The 17150-nt window shown below is 69.0% G+C and carries 11 protein-coding genes; 5 read left to right on the forward strand and 6 right to left on the reverse strand.

All coding sequences use genetic code 11. The annotated features are described in order from the left end of the window. Positions 1-64 precede the first annotated feature (64 nt). Both ACIBEJ_RS06405 and ACIBEJ_RS06410 read left to right on the forward strand, forming a co-directional pair. Complete coding sequence (locus ACIBEJ_RS06405) at positions 65-1093, forward strand: SGNH/GDSL hydrolase family protein (protein WP_397181562.1); 1029 nt, start codon at positions 65-67, stop codon at positions 1091-1093. A 282-nt stretch (positions 1094-1375) separates the two neighbouring features. Continuing rightward, positions 1376-2068: a LuxR C-terminal-related transcriptional regulator gene (locus ACIBEJ_RS06410; RefSeq protein WP_397181563.1), complete on the forward strand. Its 693-nt coding sequence runs from the start codon at positions 1376-1378 to the stop codon at positions 2066-2068. 59 nt (positions 2069-2127) lie between these two features. Here ACIBEJ_RS06410 and ACIBEJ_RS06415 read toward each other — a convergent pair whose 3' ends face one another. The 4 genes from ACIBEJ_RS06415 to sigJ all read right to left on the reverse strand — a co-directional run bounded on the left by ACIBEJ_RS06415 (position 2128) and on the right by sigJ (position 5802). After that, on the reverse strand, positions 2128-2964 hold the full coding sequence (locus tag ACIBEJ_RS06415; RefSeq protein WP_397181564.1) for a hypothetical protein: 837 nt from the start codon (positions 2962-2964) through the stop codon (positions 2128-2130). 76 nt (positions 2965-3040) lie between these two features. Next, complete coding sequence (locus tag ACIBEJ_RS06420) at positions 3041-3484, reverse strand: peptidase inhibitor family I36 protein (protein WP_397181565.1); 444 nt, start codon at positions 3482-3484, stop codon at positions 3041-3043. 258 nt (positions 3485-3742) lie between these two features. Beyond that, positions 3743-4939, reverse strand: a complete 1197-nt coding sequence (locus ACIBEJ_RS06425) for a cytochrome P450 (RefSeq protein ID WP_397181566.1) — start codon at positions 4937-4939, stop codon at positions 3743-3745. Next, a complete protein-coding gene (gene sigJ, locus ACIBEJ_RS06430; RefSeq protein ID WP_397181567.1) occupies positions 4936-5802 on the reverse strand; it encodes an RNA polymerase sigma factor SigJ in 867 nt (288 codons plus the stop codon). Before sigJ ends, ACIBEJ_RS06425 begins: the two co-directional genes overlap by 4 nt. Before the next feature lie 143 nt (positions 5803-5945). Between sigJ and ACIBEJ_RS06435 the strand changes: the two genes are divergently transcribed. Continuing rightward, on the forward strand, positions 5946-7112 hold the full coding sequence (locus ACIBEJ_RS06435; RefSeq protein ID WP_397181568.1) for an NAD(P)/FAD-dependent oxidoreductase: 1167 nt from the start codon (positions 5946-5948) through the stop codon (positions 7110-7112). A gap of 131 nt (positions 7113-7243) precedes the next feature. Continuing rightward, positions 7244-7597 (forward strand): DoxX family protein, encoded by a 354-nt coding sequence (locus ACIBEJ_RS06440; protein WP_397181569.1) that lies wholly within the window; start codon positions 7244-7246, stop codon positions 7595-7597. 316 nt (positions 7598-7913) lie between these two features. Here ACIBEJ_RS06440 and ACIBEJ_RS06445 read toward each other — a convergent pair whose 3' ends face one another. Both ACIBEJ_RS06445 and ACIBEJ_RS06450 read right to left on the reverse strand, forming a co-directional pair. Next, positions 7914-8570 (reverse strand): hypothetical protein, encoded by a 657-nt coding sequence (locus ACIBEJ_RS06445; protein ID WP_397181570.1) that lies wholly within the window; start codon positions 8568-8570, stop codon positions 7914-7916. 2 nt (positions 8571-8572) lie between these two features. After that, a complete protein-coding gene (locus ACIBEJ_RS06450) occupies positions 8573-15229 on the reverse strand; it encodes an RHS repeat-associated core domain-containing protein (RefSeq protein ID WP_397181571.1) in 6657 nt (2218 codons plus the stop codon). Positions 15230-15628: 399 nt separating this feature from the next. Between ACIBEJ_RS06450 and ACIBEJ_RS06455 the strand changes: the two genes are divergently transcribed. Then, positions 15629-17101 carry a serine hydrolase domain-containing protein gene (locus tag ACIBEJ_RS06455; protein ID WP_397181572.1) on the forward strand — a complete coding sequence of 491 codons (1473 nt, stop codon included), beginning with the start codon at positions 15629-15631 and terminating at the stop codon, positions 17099-17101. Positions 17102-17150 lie beyond the last annotated feature (49 nt).

Genomic DNA, 17150 nt, shown 5'->3' on the forward strand with positions numbered 1-17150 from the left:
CCACGCGGGCTTCAAGAACCACTCTGTGCGTCAGCTCGTCCGTGTCGGCGCGGGAGGATCGAGCGTGCGGCTGCGGCTGTCCAACGTGTACGGCACGGCCCCCCTCAGGCTGACCGGTGCGAGCATCGGCAGGTCGGCAGGCGGCGCGAAGGTGCGGCCGGAAACGATGCGGACGGTCCGCTTCAGCCGTTCCACGTCCGTGACCATCCCCGCGGGCGGGCACGCGACGGCCGACCCGGTCGGCCTGAGGGTAAGAGCCGGCGAGCACGTGACGGTGACCCTGTATCTCAAGGACCCCACCGGCCCGGCGACCAACCACAACCTCGCGATCGCCACTTCCTACCGGGCCACAGGCGACCACCTGCGCAATCCCGGTGCGGTCCCGTTCACCGAGCGGAGCACCTCCTGGTACTACGTCGCCGGACTGGACGTGTCCAGCCGCCGCCCGGCGAAGAGGGAGACCATCGTGGCCTTCGGGGATTCGATCACCGACGGACAGGCCGCGACCACGGATGCCGACCGCCGCTACCCGGACGTACTCGCCTACAGACTGAAGCGCGCAGGCCGTTCGGAGGTGGTGCTGAACAGCGGCATCGGGGGCAACCGGGTGCTCAACGACTCGGTGTGCCTTGGCGAGAGCTTCCTCAACCGGTTCCAGCGCGACGCTCTCGACCACCCCAGAGTACGAACGGTGATCACCATGGGCGGCATCAACGACATCATGCACGGCGACAGCACACCGTCGACCTGCACAACGCCGAACCCGAGGGCGACCAGCCAAGCCCTGATCAACGGCTACCGGCAGCTGATCCGCGCCGCCCGTGCCCAGGGTGTGAGAATCATCGGCGGGACCATCCCGCCCTTCAAGGACTCCCCCCTCCACACCGACCGTGGCGAGTCGGTACGCGACGCCGTCAACCAATGGATACGCGACGGCGGCGAGTTCGACGGCATCGTGGACTTCGACCGCGCACTGGCCGACCCGTCCGACCCCGACCGCCTCCGCGCCGCCTACGACAGCGGGGACCGTCTGCACCCGAACGACGCCGGCTACCGCGCCATGGCCGAGGCTGTCGACCTCGCTGCCCTCTGATCCAGCGGATACCGGTTCCACCACCTTAAAGCGCCCCTCGTCCACGACAGCCGGTTTCTCGGCGACCACCATCCGCTGAACCCGAATCACCCGCGAATTCCCGATCTCCTCCCCCGCCCCGGCCGCGAAGCCGCCGGCCTCGTGGCCGGGGCCATGCGGACCCCGGGCGCGAAGATCACACGGATGACCTGCCGGGCCGACAGGGCCGGACGGCGTACCCGGGCACGCATCCCGGCAGAAACGACACGCCGGAGCCCGGCCGGTCAAGCATCCGCTTGAGTCGTGCCCGGCGAGATGGCCTGCTCGATGCGAAAGGACAGCGCGATCCAGAACGGACCGGTGGATTCCACACGCCCCTTCGAGCGAATCGACGACGTCGGCCGCGTCAACGAACTGCTCTGGACCCTTTCCCGCGACGCACACGAGGTGCTGGCCGTCCATCCCGGACGGCGGAACGTACCGCGCGAGCGACTCCCCCACCTGCTCGACCGGCTGAGTACAGGGGTGAGCTGGCGAACCATCGTGCCGCGAAGAGTTCTCGATCATCCATTGACGGCGGACTACTGCCTGCGACTACATGAGGCCGGGGACCGGCACCGTGTGACCGACGAGACGGTCCAGCAGATGGTCATCCTGGATCGCTCGGTGGCATTCGTACCGTCGGTGCCGAACACCGACGGGGTCGGAGCACTCATCATCCGCCAGGCTGGGGTCGTGGCCACTCTGGTCGACCTCTTCGAGTGGGCCTGGGGGCAAGCCAGCGATCTCGACACAGCGGGGCCGCCGGTCCTGTCTCCGCAGCAGCGGCAGATCCTGGGCCTGATGACGACCATGATCAAGGACGAGGTCGCCGCTCGAAGACTGGGGATCAGCGTGCGTACCTACCGTAGGCATGTGGCGGCCTTGCTCACCAAGCTCCAAGCGCCCAACCGTGTGCAGGCCGCCGTGATCGCCAAACAGCACGGCTTGGTCTGACCCGTCACGCGGAGGTAGCCGCCCACGCGAGCAGGCTTCTTCCGCCCCGTCCGACGCGATCAGGGGCTCGCGATGATCCGGTGAGCGGCCTCCAACTGCCGCGATTTCACAGCCCTCAACGCCTGGAACTTCTTCGGGTGGGCGCGTATGGCGAGGTTCTGGATGCGGACTTCGGCCTCTGCCCAGACAGATACGAGACCGGTTCTCTCCTTGCACCGCACGTCTGCCTGAGCCGCCCGGATCTCCTGTGCGGAAGGGCTGGCCGTTGACCAGCGCTTGTCGGTGACCGCCTCGAGAGGGTCCGGATACTGGAAGCCCTCACCCGCCATGCACGTGCTCCAGGTCCGGAACACCTGGGCCACCTTCTCGTCACGCTGAGACGCGTCGAAGGCCGCGAATATGGCCTTGTTGAAAAAGGCGGCGTCGGCTTTGGGCGCGCCTGCGCTCATGCGGGTGCGTGCTTGGCCGAGGCATCGTTCCGCGTCCTCGCGCACGTTCAGGGGACTTTCCCTGATCCGTGCGAGGGCGGTTGTCTTGCGTGCCATCACGGCTGGCCGGTCGGGGGGCGGGTGGTAGCCGAAGACGTCGGCGATCCGTGGCTCAATGACACCGTAGCGGCGGCGGTGCGGTGGGGCGCTCTCGCTCTCGGCCGGTCCCGGCAGCGCCTGCCAGGACCGGCCGAGTGCGCGCATGCAGTCGCGAACGAGGAGATCCTCTGCCACGTCCAGAGTCATGACCTCGGCCGGGCTGAAGTTGTAGGCATCGAAGGGAAGCCTGAGCCGCTGCGCCAGCGCGCCGGCCTCGGGAACGACCATCTCCCGCGGATGTCCCCCCTGCGTGCTCGCCGGCGTCGACGAGCACGCGCAGGCCGCTCCGGCGGCGAGCGCCAGGGTCATGCTCCATCGCCGGACCGGTGCCTTCATCTCCTGCCTTCGCGTGTGTGACCGTGGTTCTCCGCGACCGAACCCAGGCTCAGCTGGCCAGCGAGGTCGCCTTGTTGTCGAAGCCGTTGTTGGTCAGGTCCTTGTCCTGGCTGTTGGCTCGTGCGGTGTAGCCGGGAGTTCCCGAGCAGTTCGCGCGGTCATAAAGCCACACGCTCCGGTCGTACTCGTTCTTCATGGAGCTCGCCCAGTTGTTGTAGGCGCTCGGGAGGTTCCCGGCGCATCTGCCGGGTGACGGCAGCGCAATCTTGATGTACGGGCTCCCGGTGAACTCGTCGTGCTCGAAAAGACAGAAACGGTCTGTGCACGCGGCTCGGTCAACCGCGGCGGACGTGCTGCCGACGACTTCGATGACGATTTCGCCGGCAGCTCGATCGGCGAAGCCGCTGGCCGCTTGAGCCGCAGAGCCGAAGCCCGCGAAGCCCATGACGCTGAGCGACAACGTACCAACGATGAAAGTGGTCTTTCTTTTCATGTCCACAGATTCCCTTCATTGCATGGACAGAATTGACGGGGTCCGCCGCTTTACGGGGTGAACTGTTCGAGATTCTCTGTGAATGGATCACATAAGGCGGCCGTATGTGCCCCAGGCCCACGGAGAGGCATTCACGAAGCTATATAGCGACTTCACTGCCAGTCAATGAATTGTTGCGAGCTGGCATGCGGATGTCGTATTGGACATCTCATTGAATCGCTCCCCGGTGATTGGACTCATCGAAAGCATCGGGGGCTGTCACCAAGTGACCGGCAGGGAGTGCACGCCGTACACCATGCTGAAGTGGCGGAAGTCGACCTCTTTGTCCGGATCGGCCAGGGCGAGGCCGGGAAAGCGATGGAGCAGGGCGGGCAAGGCGATGCGCATCTCCATACGCGCGAGCGGCGCCCCGAGGCAGTGGTGAACGCCGTGGCCGAAGGCGACGTGGCCGGCGACTCCCCTGGCCACGTCGAGGCTGTCGGGATCCTCGATGAGGGCGCTGTCGCGGTTGGCGGCGGGGAGCGAGCAGACTACCAACGAGCCTGCGGGGATGGTCTGTCCGGCGATCTCCACCTCGGTCGTGGTGGTGCGCGGAGGGAGCATCTGCACGACGGTCAGCCAGCGCAGAAGTTCCTCGATGGCGGGCTCGATGAGCGCGGGATCGTCGCGGACCGCGGCCAGTTGGTCCGGGTGCCGCAGCAGTGCCAGGGTGCCGAGAGCGAGCATGTTCGAGGTCGTCTCGTGCCCGGCCAGCAACAGCAGACCGGCGATGCCGATGAGCTCGTCCGTGGACAGGTCATCGCCGTGCTCGCGGACCAGCATGCCTAGCAGGTCATCACCGGGGTGCGTCTCGGCACGGGCCACCAGCTCGGCCATGTAGGCGCGATCCTCCTGCCGGGCGGCGAGCCGTTCGGGCATCGGCAGCGAGGTGTCCAGCAGGCGCGCGGAGCGGTCCTGGAACTCCGCGCGGTCTGCGTAGGGCACGCCGAGGAGCTCGCAGATCACCAGCGAGGGCACCGGCAGCGCGAAGTGTTCCACCAGGTCGGCTGGCCTGCCGGCGTTCTCCAGGTCTTGCAGCGAGGTCTGGACGATCTCGCGGGTGCGCGGCTCGAGCCTGCGCATCCTGCGCACGGTGAACTCGGGCGTGAGCATCCGGCGCAACCGTGTGTGCTCCGGAGGATCGAACCCGATCAACTGCCCGGCCCGCAGCCTGGCGGCCTCCTCCGCGCTCACCTCGCCCGTTCCGGGGAACGGCGAGAGGGCGCTGCTGAACGCCGCGGGGTCGGCCAGCACCCTTCTGACGTCCTCGTGCCGGCACACCAGGTACGCGGTCGGGCCGAAGGGCAGTCGCACCCGCACGACACCCTCACCGTCCCGCGCCCGGGCCAGGTCCTCGGCGGGATGGAACCCGTTCCGTCGCAACCGCAGCGGCGGGAACTCCGGAGCCTGCGTCATCGTCCGTCCATTTCCTTCCACGAGTGAAGCTTGTCGGGATTGCGTACCGCCCAGATGTGGCTGATCCGGTCACCTGCCACGTCGAAGGCCACGACCGCCACGATGGCGCCGTCCCGCCGCGCCACCAGTCCAGGCCTGCCGTTGACCGTGCGCTCCAGCACCACCATGTCGTGCACTTTGCCGGCGAGGTTGACCAGCGAGCGCACGATCTGCGCGGCGCCCTCGATCGGACGGAGCATGGCCCCGACCCGGCCACCGCCGTCCGCGACCACGGTGGCGTCAGGATCGAGGAGGGCGATGAGGGCATCGATGTCCTTGGCCTGCCATGCCTGCTTGAACTCCCTGACGATGCGCGCCTGCCGTACCGCCGGAGTCGCCTGGACCCGTGCCGCGTCGAGGCGACGGCGCGCCGAGAAGGCGAGCTGGCGGCAGGCCCCCGGGGTACGGCCGACGATCTCGGCCACCTCGGCGAAGGCGTAGCCGAACACGTCATGGAGAATGAGCGCGACGCGCTCCGCCGGCGTCATGGATTCGAGCACGACGAGGAAGGCCATGCTGACCGACTCGTCCAGCGTGACCCGATCGACCGGATCGGCGGTGATCCATTCGGTGGGGTCGGGCACCGGCTCCGGGATCCATTCGCCCACGTAGCTCTCGCGCCGGACACGTGCCGAGCTGAGCAGGTCGAGGCAGATGCGGGTGGCCACCTTCGTCAGCCATCCGGCGGGGGATCCGATGGCCTCCTGCTGCTCCGCGGACATCGCGTACCAGCGGGCGTAGGTCTCCTGGACGACGTCCTCGGCCTCGGCCACGGAGCCGAGCAGCCGGTAGGCGACATTGATCAGCAGAGGCCGATCGCTCATGATCGTCATTGTGTGCCTTTCTGGGTTCCGCCCTCACCCATTACGACGAGACGGCCGGGCGAAGTGTCAGGCGGAGTGCCGCCGCCTGACATCAGGCGCGGACGAGTCGTCGTAATGGTGAGACACCGAGAAGGGAATTCACCATGTCCATCAAGGCCATCGTCATCGGCGGCGGATACGCCGGCGCGCTCGCCGCGAACCACCTCCGGATGCGCACCGACGTCGACGTCACCCTGGTCAATCCTCGTTCGGAGTTCGTCGAACGGGTCCGGCTGCACCAGCTGACAGCCGGCACGGGCCAGGCCACGGTCGACTACGGCACGCTCCTGGGCGAGAGCGTACGCCTGGTCGTCGACAGCGCCGACGCGATCGACGCCGGCGCGCGCACCGTGTGCCTGACCTCGGGCGGGACTCTTGACTACGACTACCTCATCTACGCCGTCGGCAGCACCGCGACCATCCCGTCGTCGGTGCGCGGCGCATCCGAGTTCGCGTACGGCATCGCCGAACTCGAGCCCGCGTTGCGGCTGCGCGCCAGGCTGGAGGAACTGCCTGTGGATGCGCCGATCATCGTGGTCGGCGGCGGGCTGACCGGCATCGAGACGGCCGCGGAACTGGCTGAACAGGGACGCGTGGTCACGCTCGTGTGCGGCAGGACGCTGGCGCCGTCCTTCAGCAGGTGGGGCCGGCGGGCGGTGGCCAGGTGGTTGTCCAGGCACGGCGTCACGGTGGTCGAGGGCGCCATGGTGAGCGACGTGGGCCCGGACAAGGTCGTCCTGGCCGACGGTCTCGTGCACGCGAGTGCGTTGACCATCTGGACCGGCGGTTTCGGCGTGCCCGGGCTGGCGGCGGCGAGCGGGCTGCGGACCGACGAACTCGGCCGACTGATCACCGACGAGACGCTGACCAGTGTCGACGACGACCGCATCGTCGCTGCGGGCGACGCCGCCGCACCGTCAGGGCAGCCGCTGCGGATGAGCTGCTACGCTGCCGGGCCGCTGGGCGCGCAGGCCGCCGACACCGTCCTGAGCCGCATCGCCGGCACCGAACCGGCGCCGATCAATCTCGCCTTCTCGGGGGCGTGCGTCAGCCTCGGCCGTCGCACCGCCGTACGGCAGGTCGCGCGTAAGGACGACACGGCGGTGAACGCCTACATCGGCGGGCGGGCAGGCGCCGCGATCAAGGAGTTCACCTGCAGGTTCGCTGTGACCCGGATCCGCCGCGAGGCGACCAGACCGGGTTCGGCCATGTGGCTGAAGGGCGGCCCGCGTGCCGACCTGCCGGCGGCGCGCCAGGCCGCCTCGTCATGAGGATGCCGGGCGCCGCCGGCCGCCGCGGAAAGCGGGATGAACGTTCTGAGCGATCGACGACCTGACATCTCATGCGGTCATTTCGTCAGATCTCTGAGGAACCTTGAATTTTGGATGCCCTGGGAGGGCCGATGTTCGCCGTCTACGCCACGGTCACGATCTTCGCTGCGCTACTGTTCGGCAGCGCGTCCGTCGTCTACCTGATCGGCCACGAGTTTCCCAAGGCCCAGCAGGACATCAAGCGTCTGCCACGCTCCTGGGTCCCGGTGCTCGGCATGATGCTGGCGGCGGGATCCTTGGGGCTTCTGGGCGGCTTCGCCGTCCCTGTGCTTGGCCTGCTCGCGGCGTTCAGCCTCGTGCTGTACTTCCTCGGCGCGCTCCTCGCCCACCTGCGGGTGGGGTCACGCAAACTCGGGAACTGGGCGGGGTTCTTCGGCACGGCGGTAGCTGCGCTGGCCATGAACCTCGCCTACCACTGGACGTGATCGTGTCCCGCTCGGAACATGGGTTCGCTGAATGATCGGAGGCCGGCTCCCCAAGACCGTCTACGACGAGCCCCGCCCACACAGCGACCTGCATCATCACGCTGACCGGCGACAGCGCCGCCAATGACCGGCGAACGACAGGGCGCCGGACAGCGGCAACCCGCGCGACGTCCGGGTGGTTCAGGGGACGGCGAGCGTCACCGCGTAGAAGAGCCCGCCGCGGCTTCGAGCATGAGGAGGGATGACAAATGCGGTGTGGGGGCGGCCAGGATGGCCAGTACGCGGAACATCGGGAGCCTCGCGGGGCGGGCCTCGGTCAGTGGATCCAGCCGCCGGGTACCAGGAGTTCGAGCTGTTCGTGTAGGACATCGGCGCAGGATGCGGCTGCCGGTGCCTGTAGCGCTTCCACTCGTCCGTTGCGCAGGTCGTCCTCCAGGCGGGTCAGCAGTCCGGGGCGGGGAAGGAGTTCGTCGGGGTCGTCGGAGTAGTTCAGGTAGGCCCGTACCAGGTGGTTCAGTTCGGTTTTGAAGCGGTCTGTCTGGCCCAGGCGCAGGTGGCTGTCGATCGCGTACTGCCAGGCGACGAGATAGCGCCAGTCCTTGCCCTGCGTGGCGAAGAAGTCGCGGTCCAGGGCCTCGAAGTGTTCGGTCACCGCTTCGTGGGCGGCCTTCTCGTGGCAAAGGACGATGGCGTGGTAGCGGGCCCAGTGGTGTCCGGGCGCGAGCCGTACCGTGGTGATCATTTCGGACAGTGCCTCGCGCGAGACCGCGACCCCCTGCCTGGACAGCAGGAAGAGGGCGTAGCCGCGGACGTAGCGGGCGTCGGGGATCTCGGGGAGCCGGTCGGCCAGCGTCTGGGATGCCTCCAGCAGCCTGGTCAGGGCCGGGCCTGGTCCCGGGTCGCGCGGCTCCTCGTCCTCGGCGGCTTCCAGCAGGTCCAGGATCTGCTGGAAGCCGTCGGGCAGGTCGAGCATCTCTATCCCCCTCGGTGGCCGATTCCCCTGGCCTTCGCCAGCCACTGGGCGGCCGTCTTGAGCAATTCTTCCTTGATTTCGGGCAGCAGGTGGGGGTTGTCCTTCACGTACTGCTTCAGCGCCGCCGCCGACCGCTTGAATCCCTGGTCGTGCCGGCCGCTCTCCAGGCCGGTGTCGCCGCGGTACTTGGCCCGGATCTGCTGTTTCACCTCGTTGATGAACTTGCTGACCTCGACCCAGTTCCGGTCGTCCCTGACGACGCGGCAGGATCCGTCCGGGGCGATGGGGGTCTCATCGTTGTGGACGAGGACGTCCACCCCGCCGACTCGTGCGTGGTACGTGTGCACGTCCGCGACCGTGAGGTTGTGGACCCGCTGCCCGCCGGAGGTCCATCTGGCGACCGCGGTGACCCGCACCTGGGCGCCGGCGCTGGTACGGAGCCAGGCGCCGTTCGCGAGGCCGGTGGCGGGCACCCATTCGCGCAGGTCGGTGCGCCAGAAGGGGTGGCCGGCGGTGGCGATGATCACGCCGGACGCGTCGCCGCGGTCGCCGTCGGTGTCCACGGTGATCTGGACCAGGTTCTTGACGCCCTGTCCCGCGATCAGCGCGACGACGGGTCTCGCCACGGTCCTGCCGGTTTCCGGGTCGGTGGCCAGGACCTTGTCGCCTGGTTCGATCTGTTCGATGGGTTTGCTGGAGCCGTTCGCGAGGACGACCTTGGTGCCGGGGACGAGGCTGTTGCAGTCCTTGATCGCGGCCTGCAGCCGGTGCTGAGCGGCTTTGAGCTTGTCCTTGGCCGCCAGCCAGTTCTTGAAGGCGCCGATCGCGTCCCCGGCGTGCTTCCAGACGGCCTTGCCCAGCTCGTAGGCCTTCTTCCACTTCCACGGCACGGCGTACTTCACGGCCAGCTTGCCGGCCAGTCCCCCGGCGAGCGAGCCGAGGATGTTGAGGGCGGTCTCCCCGCAGGCGGCCAGGTTGCCGGTGGTGAAGCACTTGATGCCCGCGGTGATGCCGAGCTCGTCAGCGGCGATCTTCGCGATGGCCATGATCGCGTTGAGCAGGAGCTTGAGCTGACGGTCGACCTCGGCCTGCGCGGCCTTGGCGTCGGCCTCCGCCTGCTTCTTCCTGGCGATCTTGCAGGCTTGGCTCTTGGGCTTGTAGCAGGGGTTGATCGCGTCCTTCGACTCGTCGATGGGCCTCAGGCCGGTGGGGTCGGAGGCGCCGATGGGGTTGTTGCCCGCGTAGGAGTAGGGGTTGATCCACTGCGGTTTGGACACTTCGAGCAGCGGGTCGGTGGAGACGAACCTGCCGAGGGACGGGTCGTAGTAGCGGGCGGACAGGTAGTCGAGCCCGGTCGAGGCGTCCTCCGTCTTGCCGAGGAACCCGCGGTCGGTGAAGGGCAGGTCGTCCGCGCCGCGGCGCTGGCCGAAGGGCAGGTACCGTTCGCGTGCGACCTGGCCGGTGCCGGCGTCGACGGCCAGTTGGGTGGAGCCGTGCAGGCCGGAGGCCATCCACTTCAGGCTCGTCCCGGTACGCATGGCCACGACCGCGCCGTCGGGTCCGGTGTAGTAACGCGTGGCCTTCACCCCGGCGGCCGTGGTCTGGACCTCCATCGAGCCCAGGTAGAGGGTTGCGGTGCCGTCGGGGTCGTGGCGGATGAGCCGTTCGCCGTCGGCGTCGTAGATCATGGACGTTTCCTGGCCGTCGACGACGGCCTTGTCCATCTGGCCGAGGGCGTTCCAGGAGAAGGTGGCCTGCTTGTTGTCGACCGTACGGGCGACGAGCCGGCCCGCGTTGTCGTAGCCGTAGGTGTCCGTACGGCCGGGCCTGGTGACGGAGGTGACGGCGTTGGGGCGGGTGCCGCCCGGAGCCGGGTAGCCGTAGGTCGCCACGGCGCCGTTGTCGGTGACGCCGGTCAGATTGCCGACCGCGTCGTAGGTGAAGGACTGGCTGTAGGGATCGACGCCCTGCGCGTCGGGGCCCGCCGCGCACGAGGTTCCTGTCGTGGTGTACGCGGCGCTGAGCCGGGTCAGCCCGTCGTAGCTGTAACACTCCGACTGGCCGGGCGATGCGGCGGCGTCCAGGATCCGCGTGATGTTGCCGCTCGCGTTGTAGGTCATCCGGTCGTCCTGCGCCACCTGGCCGCCGGCGGTGGTCGTCAGCCTGTTCAGCCAGCCGGTGCCTTCGTCCCAGGTGAAGGTCCGTTTGACCTGCGCGTTCGCGCCGTAGGAGCGCTCGTTGAGCCGGGCGGTCGAGGAGTAGGTCGTGTTGTCGATGTACGTCGTGCCGCCGCCGTGGTTCGAGGTCAGCCGGTGAGCCAGCCCGAGCTCCGTGTAGGCGTACGTGAGCGTCTCCGCACCGAGATCACCCTTGGCGGGCAGGCCCTGCTCCACCATGTTGTCGGCGAAGTCGTACTTGGCGGTGAAGACGTAGTCTCCCGCGAGCCCGCCCTCGGACGAGGGGATGGACACCTTCGTGCCGGTGACCTGGTAGGAGTTGTCGTAGGCGGTGACCGCGTCCACGTAGGCGGCGGTCCCGATGTAGCGGGTCGAGGCGCTCAGGTAGCCCTTGGCGACACCGTCGTAGGTCCATTCCGCGAGCTTGGTGCCCGTCTGCGGCTCGCCCGACCACTGGCTGGTACGCCGCCCGAGGTCGTCGTACACCTCCGAGACCTTGCTCCCGTTGCCGTCGACGCTCCACACCGGCCTGCCCGCGGCGTCGTAACCGTGGGAGGAGTTGCCCGCGTCGGGGTCCGTCGAGGCGGTGCGCCGGCCCAGCCAGTCGTAGGTGTAGGTGCGCACGTTGCCGTTCGCGTCGGTGATCCTGGTGAGGTTGCCCGCCGTGTTGTAGGCGTAGACGGTGTCGTGGTGGGTGGTGGCGTCCTTCCACTCCTCCGTCTTGACCGTCCGGTCGAAGGCGTCGGAGAGAGTGACGGTCCTGCCGCCGACCGGCGGGGTGGTCTCGACGCGTTCCATCCCCGGGTAGGCGGTGCTCGTGCGCCGCAACTCCGTGCTCAGGTGGTGGTCGATGACCGCGGTCGGGCGCTCCATGCTGTCGTAGACCTTCTTGGTCCATGACGGCAGCGACGTCAGCGCCGGGTTGAGCAGGCCGCTGCCGGGCGCGTCGCCGTTGTGCGCGGGCTGGGAGGTCGCGGTGACCAGCCCCCGGGCGTCGTACGCGGTGACCGCGACGATCCGGCCGCCGGACGGGGAGGCCGTCTGCTCCTCGCGGGCACGGCCCAGGCCGTCCTCGTAGCTGTAGGTGGACAGATAGGTGGTGCCGCGTAACAGCCGGCGCATCGTGGTCCTGGCCGGCGCGGTCGGCTGGCCGAGGTTGCCGTCGAAGGGAATGTCGTAGGCGACGGTCGCGGACGGGGTGCCCGCGCCGCGCGGCTGATCGGGCTCCCACAGCCGGGTGGCCCGCCCGAGCGCGTCGTACTCGATCTCGGTGATCTTGCCGTTGGCGTCGACCAGCTTGGTGGGCAGGCCGTTGAGGTGGGAGGAGTCGGTGGTGACGATGTGCCCGCGCGGGTTGGTGACCTTCACTCCGGTGTACGGCCAGCCGACCGCAGGCGTGTAGGCGGTGGTGGTGATCTTGCCCATCGCGTCGGTGGCGCTCAGCGGCCTGCCGTACTCGTCGAAGGTGTTCTTCGTGACCGAGACGGCAGAGGCGGAGGCGTGGGACCGCGTCTCGGTGACGTTGCCGTCCGAGGGCGTGTTGGTGGCCGGGTCCGTACCGCCGTCGTACAGGGTGACGGTCCTGCCGATCGCCGTTCCCGAAGCGCAGTTGTCCCCGGCCCGTTTCTCCACCACGGAGGGCAGGGCGGTGATGCCGTTGGCGGGGTTGCGGGCGTAGGTGGTGCTGGTGCACGTGTTGTCCGCCGAGGTGGCGGTGTCGCCGTACTCGTTGACCGTGACCGGATGGCCGTCGGCGTTGTAGGCGGTGCGCTGGTCGGTCCAGCGCCAGCCGCCGCCGGTGATCTGCTCGCGGGAGCGTTCACGGATCCGGTGGACGAAGGCCGGGTCGAGGATGCCCGGCCCCGTTCCGGTGGCGGCCACCTGGTACTCGTACCTCGTCGACTCCGCCTCGCTGTAGGCACGCGGATCGGTGCTGGTCAGCCTCCAGGTCTGCTCCTGCAACAACTGGCCCTGCAGGGCGCGGACGTCGGTGACGGCGTTGCCCTCGAAGTCGGTGATCGTGCCGCCCGTGCCGCGGAAGAAGGTGTCGGAGGTGACGGTGTAGCCGTTCGGATCGGAGCCGGAGCCCCTGGTCGTGCGGACGGTCTGGTAGCCGCGCCAGTCGCTGCCCGACGGCGCCCAGTTCGGCTGGGCGTACTCGACCCGGTTCACCCAGAGCGGGCTGCCCACGTAGTCGTAGCTGGTGACCATGCTCGGCGAGCCCGCGACCAGGTCACGCTCGACCACCTTCATGGCCAGTTGCTTGTGGAAACGGCCCCAGCTCTCGAACCCGGTCTCGGGATTCTCGTCGTAGAGCACCCGGTAGCAGTCGCCGATCTGGTCGGTGAAGTAGTCGCTCCCGTCACGGCCCTTGGCGCCGCCGCACGGGTCGGCCTGGCCGTAGGTGACCTCGATCCTGCCGCCCATGCCGTTGCCGATGCCCGCGACCCTGGGCACCATCCGCCAGGACAGGAAGTCGGTCCAGTCCGACCAGTTGTCGTAGTCCATCCGGCCCGCCACCATCACGGCGTCGAAGGCCACCGGCGGCAGCTTCGCCGGGCCGCCACCGGCAAGGCCGGTCTGCTGGACGCTGTCGAGCCACAACACCGGGTCGTAGGCGGGACCGAAGTCGGTGCGCGTGTAGATCCACCGATAACGAAGGTCCAGCCGGGTGAGGGGGTCCCAGCGGCTGGTCGCCGGGTTGAACGACTCGGTCAGCACCGAGTCGAGCTTGCGGGTGGAGTAGAACGCGATGGCGTCGTTGGTGGCGCAGGCAGGCCCGCAGTTCAGGTCGGTCGGCACGTCCAGGCCGCCGCGGTCGGAGGTGGTGAACGTGGTGCGCGCGGTCGGCACGCTACCCGCGACCTGGGTGTTGTGCCCGTAGGAGATCTGCTTCAGGAAGCCGCCCCGGTCGTAGGGCAGCACCCTGTACGTCTCGTAGTCGCAGCCCGGCATGCAGAAGTAGTTGGTCTCCCGCTCATAGGTGTAGTCGACGACGTTCTCGTTCGCGTCGATCGACTGGTCCAGGTTCCAGCGCCATACTCCGGCGCAGGTCGGCGGGATCATGTCTTGGAAATAGCGGTCGGAGCAGGGCTCGCCGACCTGATTGCCGATGTACTGCAACTGCCACTGGGCGTCCCGGGTGTAGCCGAAGCGGTGCACCTGCCCGTCGGAGGAGGTGACCTTCCAGTACGCCTGCCCGTCCGCGCCACCGGTGACCTGCTCGATCTTCCACCCGAAGTCCGGGACGGTCTTCCACGCGCCCGACGTACGATCCTTGACGATCGAGGCGGATCTGCCCGCCAGGTTCAGCACCAGCTCCGACTGGGTGTAGTCCTTGGGGTTGACGTCCGTGGCCGCCTCGTCCGGAGACTCCCAGCACACCGCCCGGCCCCACTGGCCCGACTCGTCGGCGTACCAGATCAGGTCCGAGGTCTCCGGGTCGTACTCGTTCCAAGCCGTGCACCGCCGGTACTTACGCTCGATGAATCCGCTGGACAGGCTCCAGCCGACGCCCACCACTCCGGACTGGTTGTTGGTCCAGTGGCCCTCACCGTCCACCGACGAGGCGTCGTACTGCAGGGAGAGGTTCGGGCCGTTGCCGACCGTCGAGGGCGCCTCAGGCAGCGGGTAGTCGTAGCTGAATCCGCCGCCGGACGTGCCCGCCTGCCAGGTGCCCGACGGCTTCAGGTCGGTGGCGCCGAAGTTGCCGTCGGGACCTGTCATGCCGGAGGCCAGCACGTACACCGAACCCGAGGTGAAGGCCTGCGCCGCGCGCGCGTCCGACTTCGCCCCCTTGCCGTCCGCGCTCTTCGGCACCGGTACGGCTGCCGCCTCGCCGGCGGCTGGGTCGGTGTCGAGGTCGGCCGTCAGCATGCCGTTCTTGCGATCGTTGTGGGCCCGCACCGGCTGCGGCCGCACCACGCACGCCCGGGGTCTGGGTGTGGCCAGCGCGCACGCGGGCAGGCGGAGCAACCGCAGCCTGGTGGCGAAGTTGCCGCCATGGGCGTCGCGGAAGGCCGCGTAGGAGAACTGCGCCCGCACCTTTCCGGGTCCCGCTTCGACCTGGGTCAGGCGGGCGGCGATGCCGACCCCGCCCAGCCTGCTCACGGCGGCCGGAGCCAGCGTCTCGACCCTGACCGCGCCCGGATCCCCGGCGCCCTTCACCGCCCCCACGCGCACCGGCAGGTCTCCGGCGGCGATGGGCTTGCCTCCCGGCGGCGGATCGACCACCGCGCTCCCGGGCTTCGGCCATACCGGATTCTGCCGCCTGACCTGGGGGGAGGCTTCCTCCTCCCCCTTGGCCACCTTCTCCTTCGCGACCACGCGGCCGTCCACGGAACGTTCGGGCTCCGGCGCCGGCACCGACGCGGCCGCGCGGCCGACCAGGGTGTCAGGCACTCCCAGGCCGGACAGGAGCACGGCCATCGCCACGCCCGCCGCCGGCGCCGTCAGTCGTATCCGCCGTCGTAGGTTCCGCATGTCGCCACCTCTTCCGGGCACGCTGCCGCAGACCCCGCGAACGGGGCCGCATTGCGCAATAAAGTCGAAATAAGGAGGAGCACCCGGATCGTGATCGACGACTACGGCAGGGTCAACACCCGGGAAATGTCACGGTAGGTCGCCTACCAAATCGACTGAGAGTGGAAATGCATGTCAGGCCGGACATCCGGCAACCGCTTTCCCGACATTTCCGCATTTTGTGATTTGCGTCACACATAGCCTGGGCGAAATCTTCCTGATTTCCGGAGTTACGAACACCGCCCTGGTGAGCGGGCATGAGCGATCCGCCGACACCTGTGGTGCCAGGCCAAAGTTCGCGCGGCATCCGTTGTCGCGTGGGCCAAAGGGTGGGCACGGCCGCATGGCGATACTGGCGGCATGGATCTCGAGAACATCAGGCGCGAGGTGTCCGCGCTGGTCAGTCCCCATTCCCCCGGAGTGGCCGTCGGAGTCTACGCCGACGGGGCCGCGGTGCTCACGGCCGCGGCGGGGGCGGCGTGCGTGGAGTTCGGGGTGCCGGTCGACGAGCGCACGCGCTTCGACATCGCCAGCGCCAGCAAGCAGTTCACGGCGGCGTGCGTGCTGCTCCTGGAACGTGACGGCAAGCTCCGGCTCGATGACGACGTACGCACGCACGTGCCGGAGCTGAACCTGGAAGAGCCGGTGACCCTGCGGCAGTGCCTTCAGCACACCGGCGGGCTGCCGGAGTGGTACGGGCTGCAGTCGCTGACCGGCGTCCCGCTCGCCGAGATGACCGAGCAGCGACTGCTGGAGATGCTCGCCGGCCTGCGGCGCACCTCCTTCGAGCCGGGGACGGCCTTCTCCTACTCCAACACGGGCTACGTGCTCGCCGCGGTCGTCGTGGGCCGCACGGCCGGGTCGTCGCTGGCCGACTTCGCCCGCGAGCGCCTCTTCGAGCCGCTGGGCATGATCGACTCGGTGTTCCGCGACGACGCGTCGGTGCCGCTGCCCAGGCTGGCGTACGGCTATGCCAACGCGGACGGCGAGCCGCGCCGGGCCGACACCGAGGAGAGCGCGGTCGGCGACGGCGGGCTCGTGACCAGCGTGGCGGACCTGGCCCCCTGGTTCGGCTTCCTCGCCGACGGCCGGGTGCTCGGCGCCGACCTGCGTGACCGGCTGCTGGAGCGCGGGGTGCTGGCCGACGGGACGGTCCAGCCGTACGCGATGGGGATCTATCACGGCGACGGGTGGATCGCGCACGCGGGCGGCATGCACGGCTACCGCTCGAACCTGCTGTACCTGACCGAGGCGAACGTCGGCGTGGCCGTGCTGGCCAACCAGATCGCGCTCGACCCGGTCGCGCTGTCGCACCGGATCGCCCGGATGCTGCGGGGCAGGGCGGAGCCTCCGGCGCCCGAGCCGGGGAGGCTGGCGCCGCCGCGGCGACTGCACTGGTACGAGCCGACAGCCGACGGAACGCTGACGCTGCGTGTCGAGGACGGGAACGTCGTGGTCCCGGAGATGGGGACGTTCGCCGCGGGCGCGGACGGACGCTGGCACGGGACCGGCGCGCTCGCGGGCGCCTGGCTGGAGATCGACGGTGACCGCCTGTACCTGCGCGTGGGCCCGCCCTCACGCCCCCCGGTGATCTTCCACGCCACCACGCCGCCCGCGGGCCACCCCCTGCCCGACGGCGTCTTCCACAGCGCCGAGCTCGACGTCACCGCCACCGTGCGCGACGGCGAGATCCGCATCGGCCGGACGCTGAAGGCACCGGTGGCCCCCGCTCCGGGCGGCGCGTGGGAGGCCGGGCCGTTCACGCTCCGCATCGAGACGGGCGATCTGCTGGTGAGCGGCGGCGGCCTGCGGCGGATGCGCTTCGCGGGCTGATTGTCCGGAAGGACGAGAAGGGCGCCGCCGGTTTTGGCTGCGGCGTCAG

The organism is Nonomuraea sp. NPDC050790 (assembly GCF_044456745.1).
In the GTDB taxonomy this organism is placed as follows: Bacteria; Actinomycetota; Actinomycetes; order Streptosporangiales; family Streptosporangiaceae; genus Nonomuraea.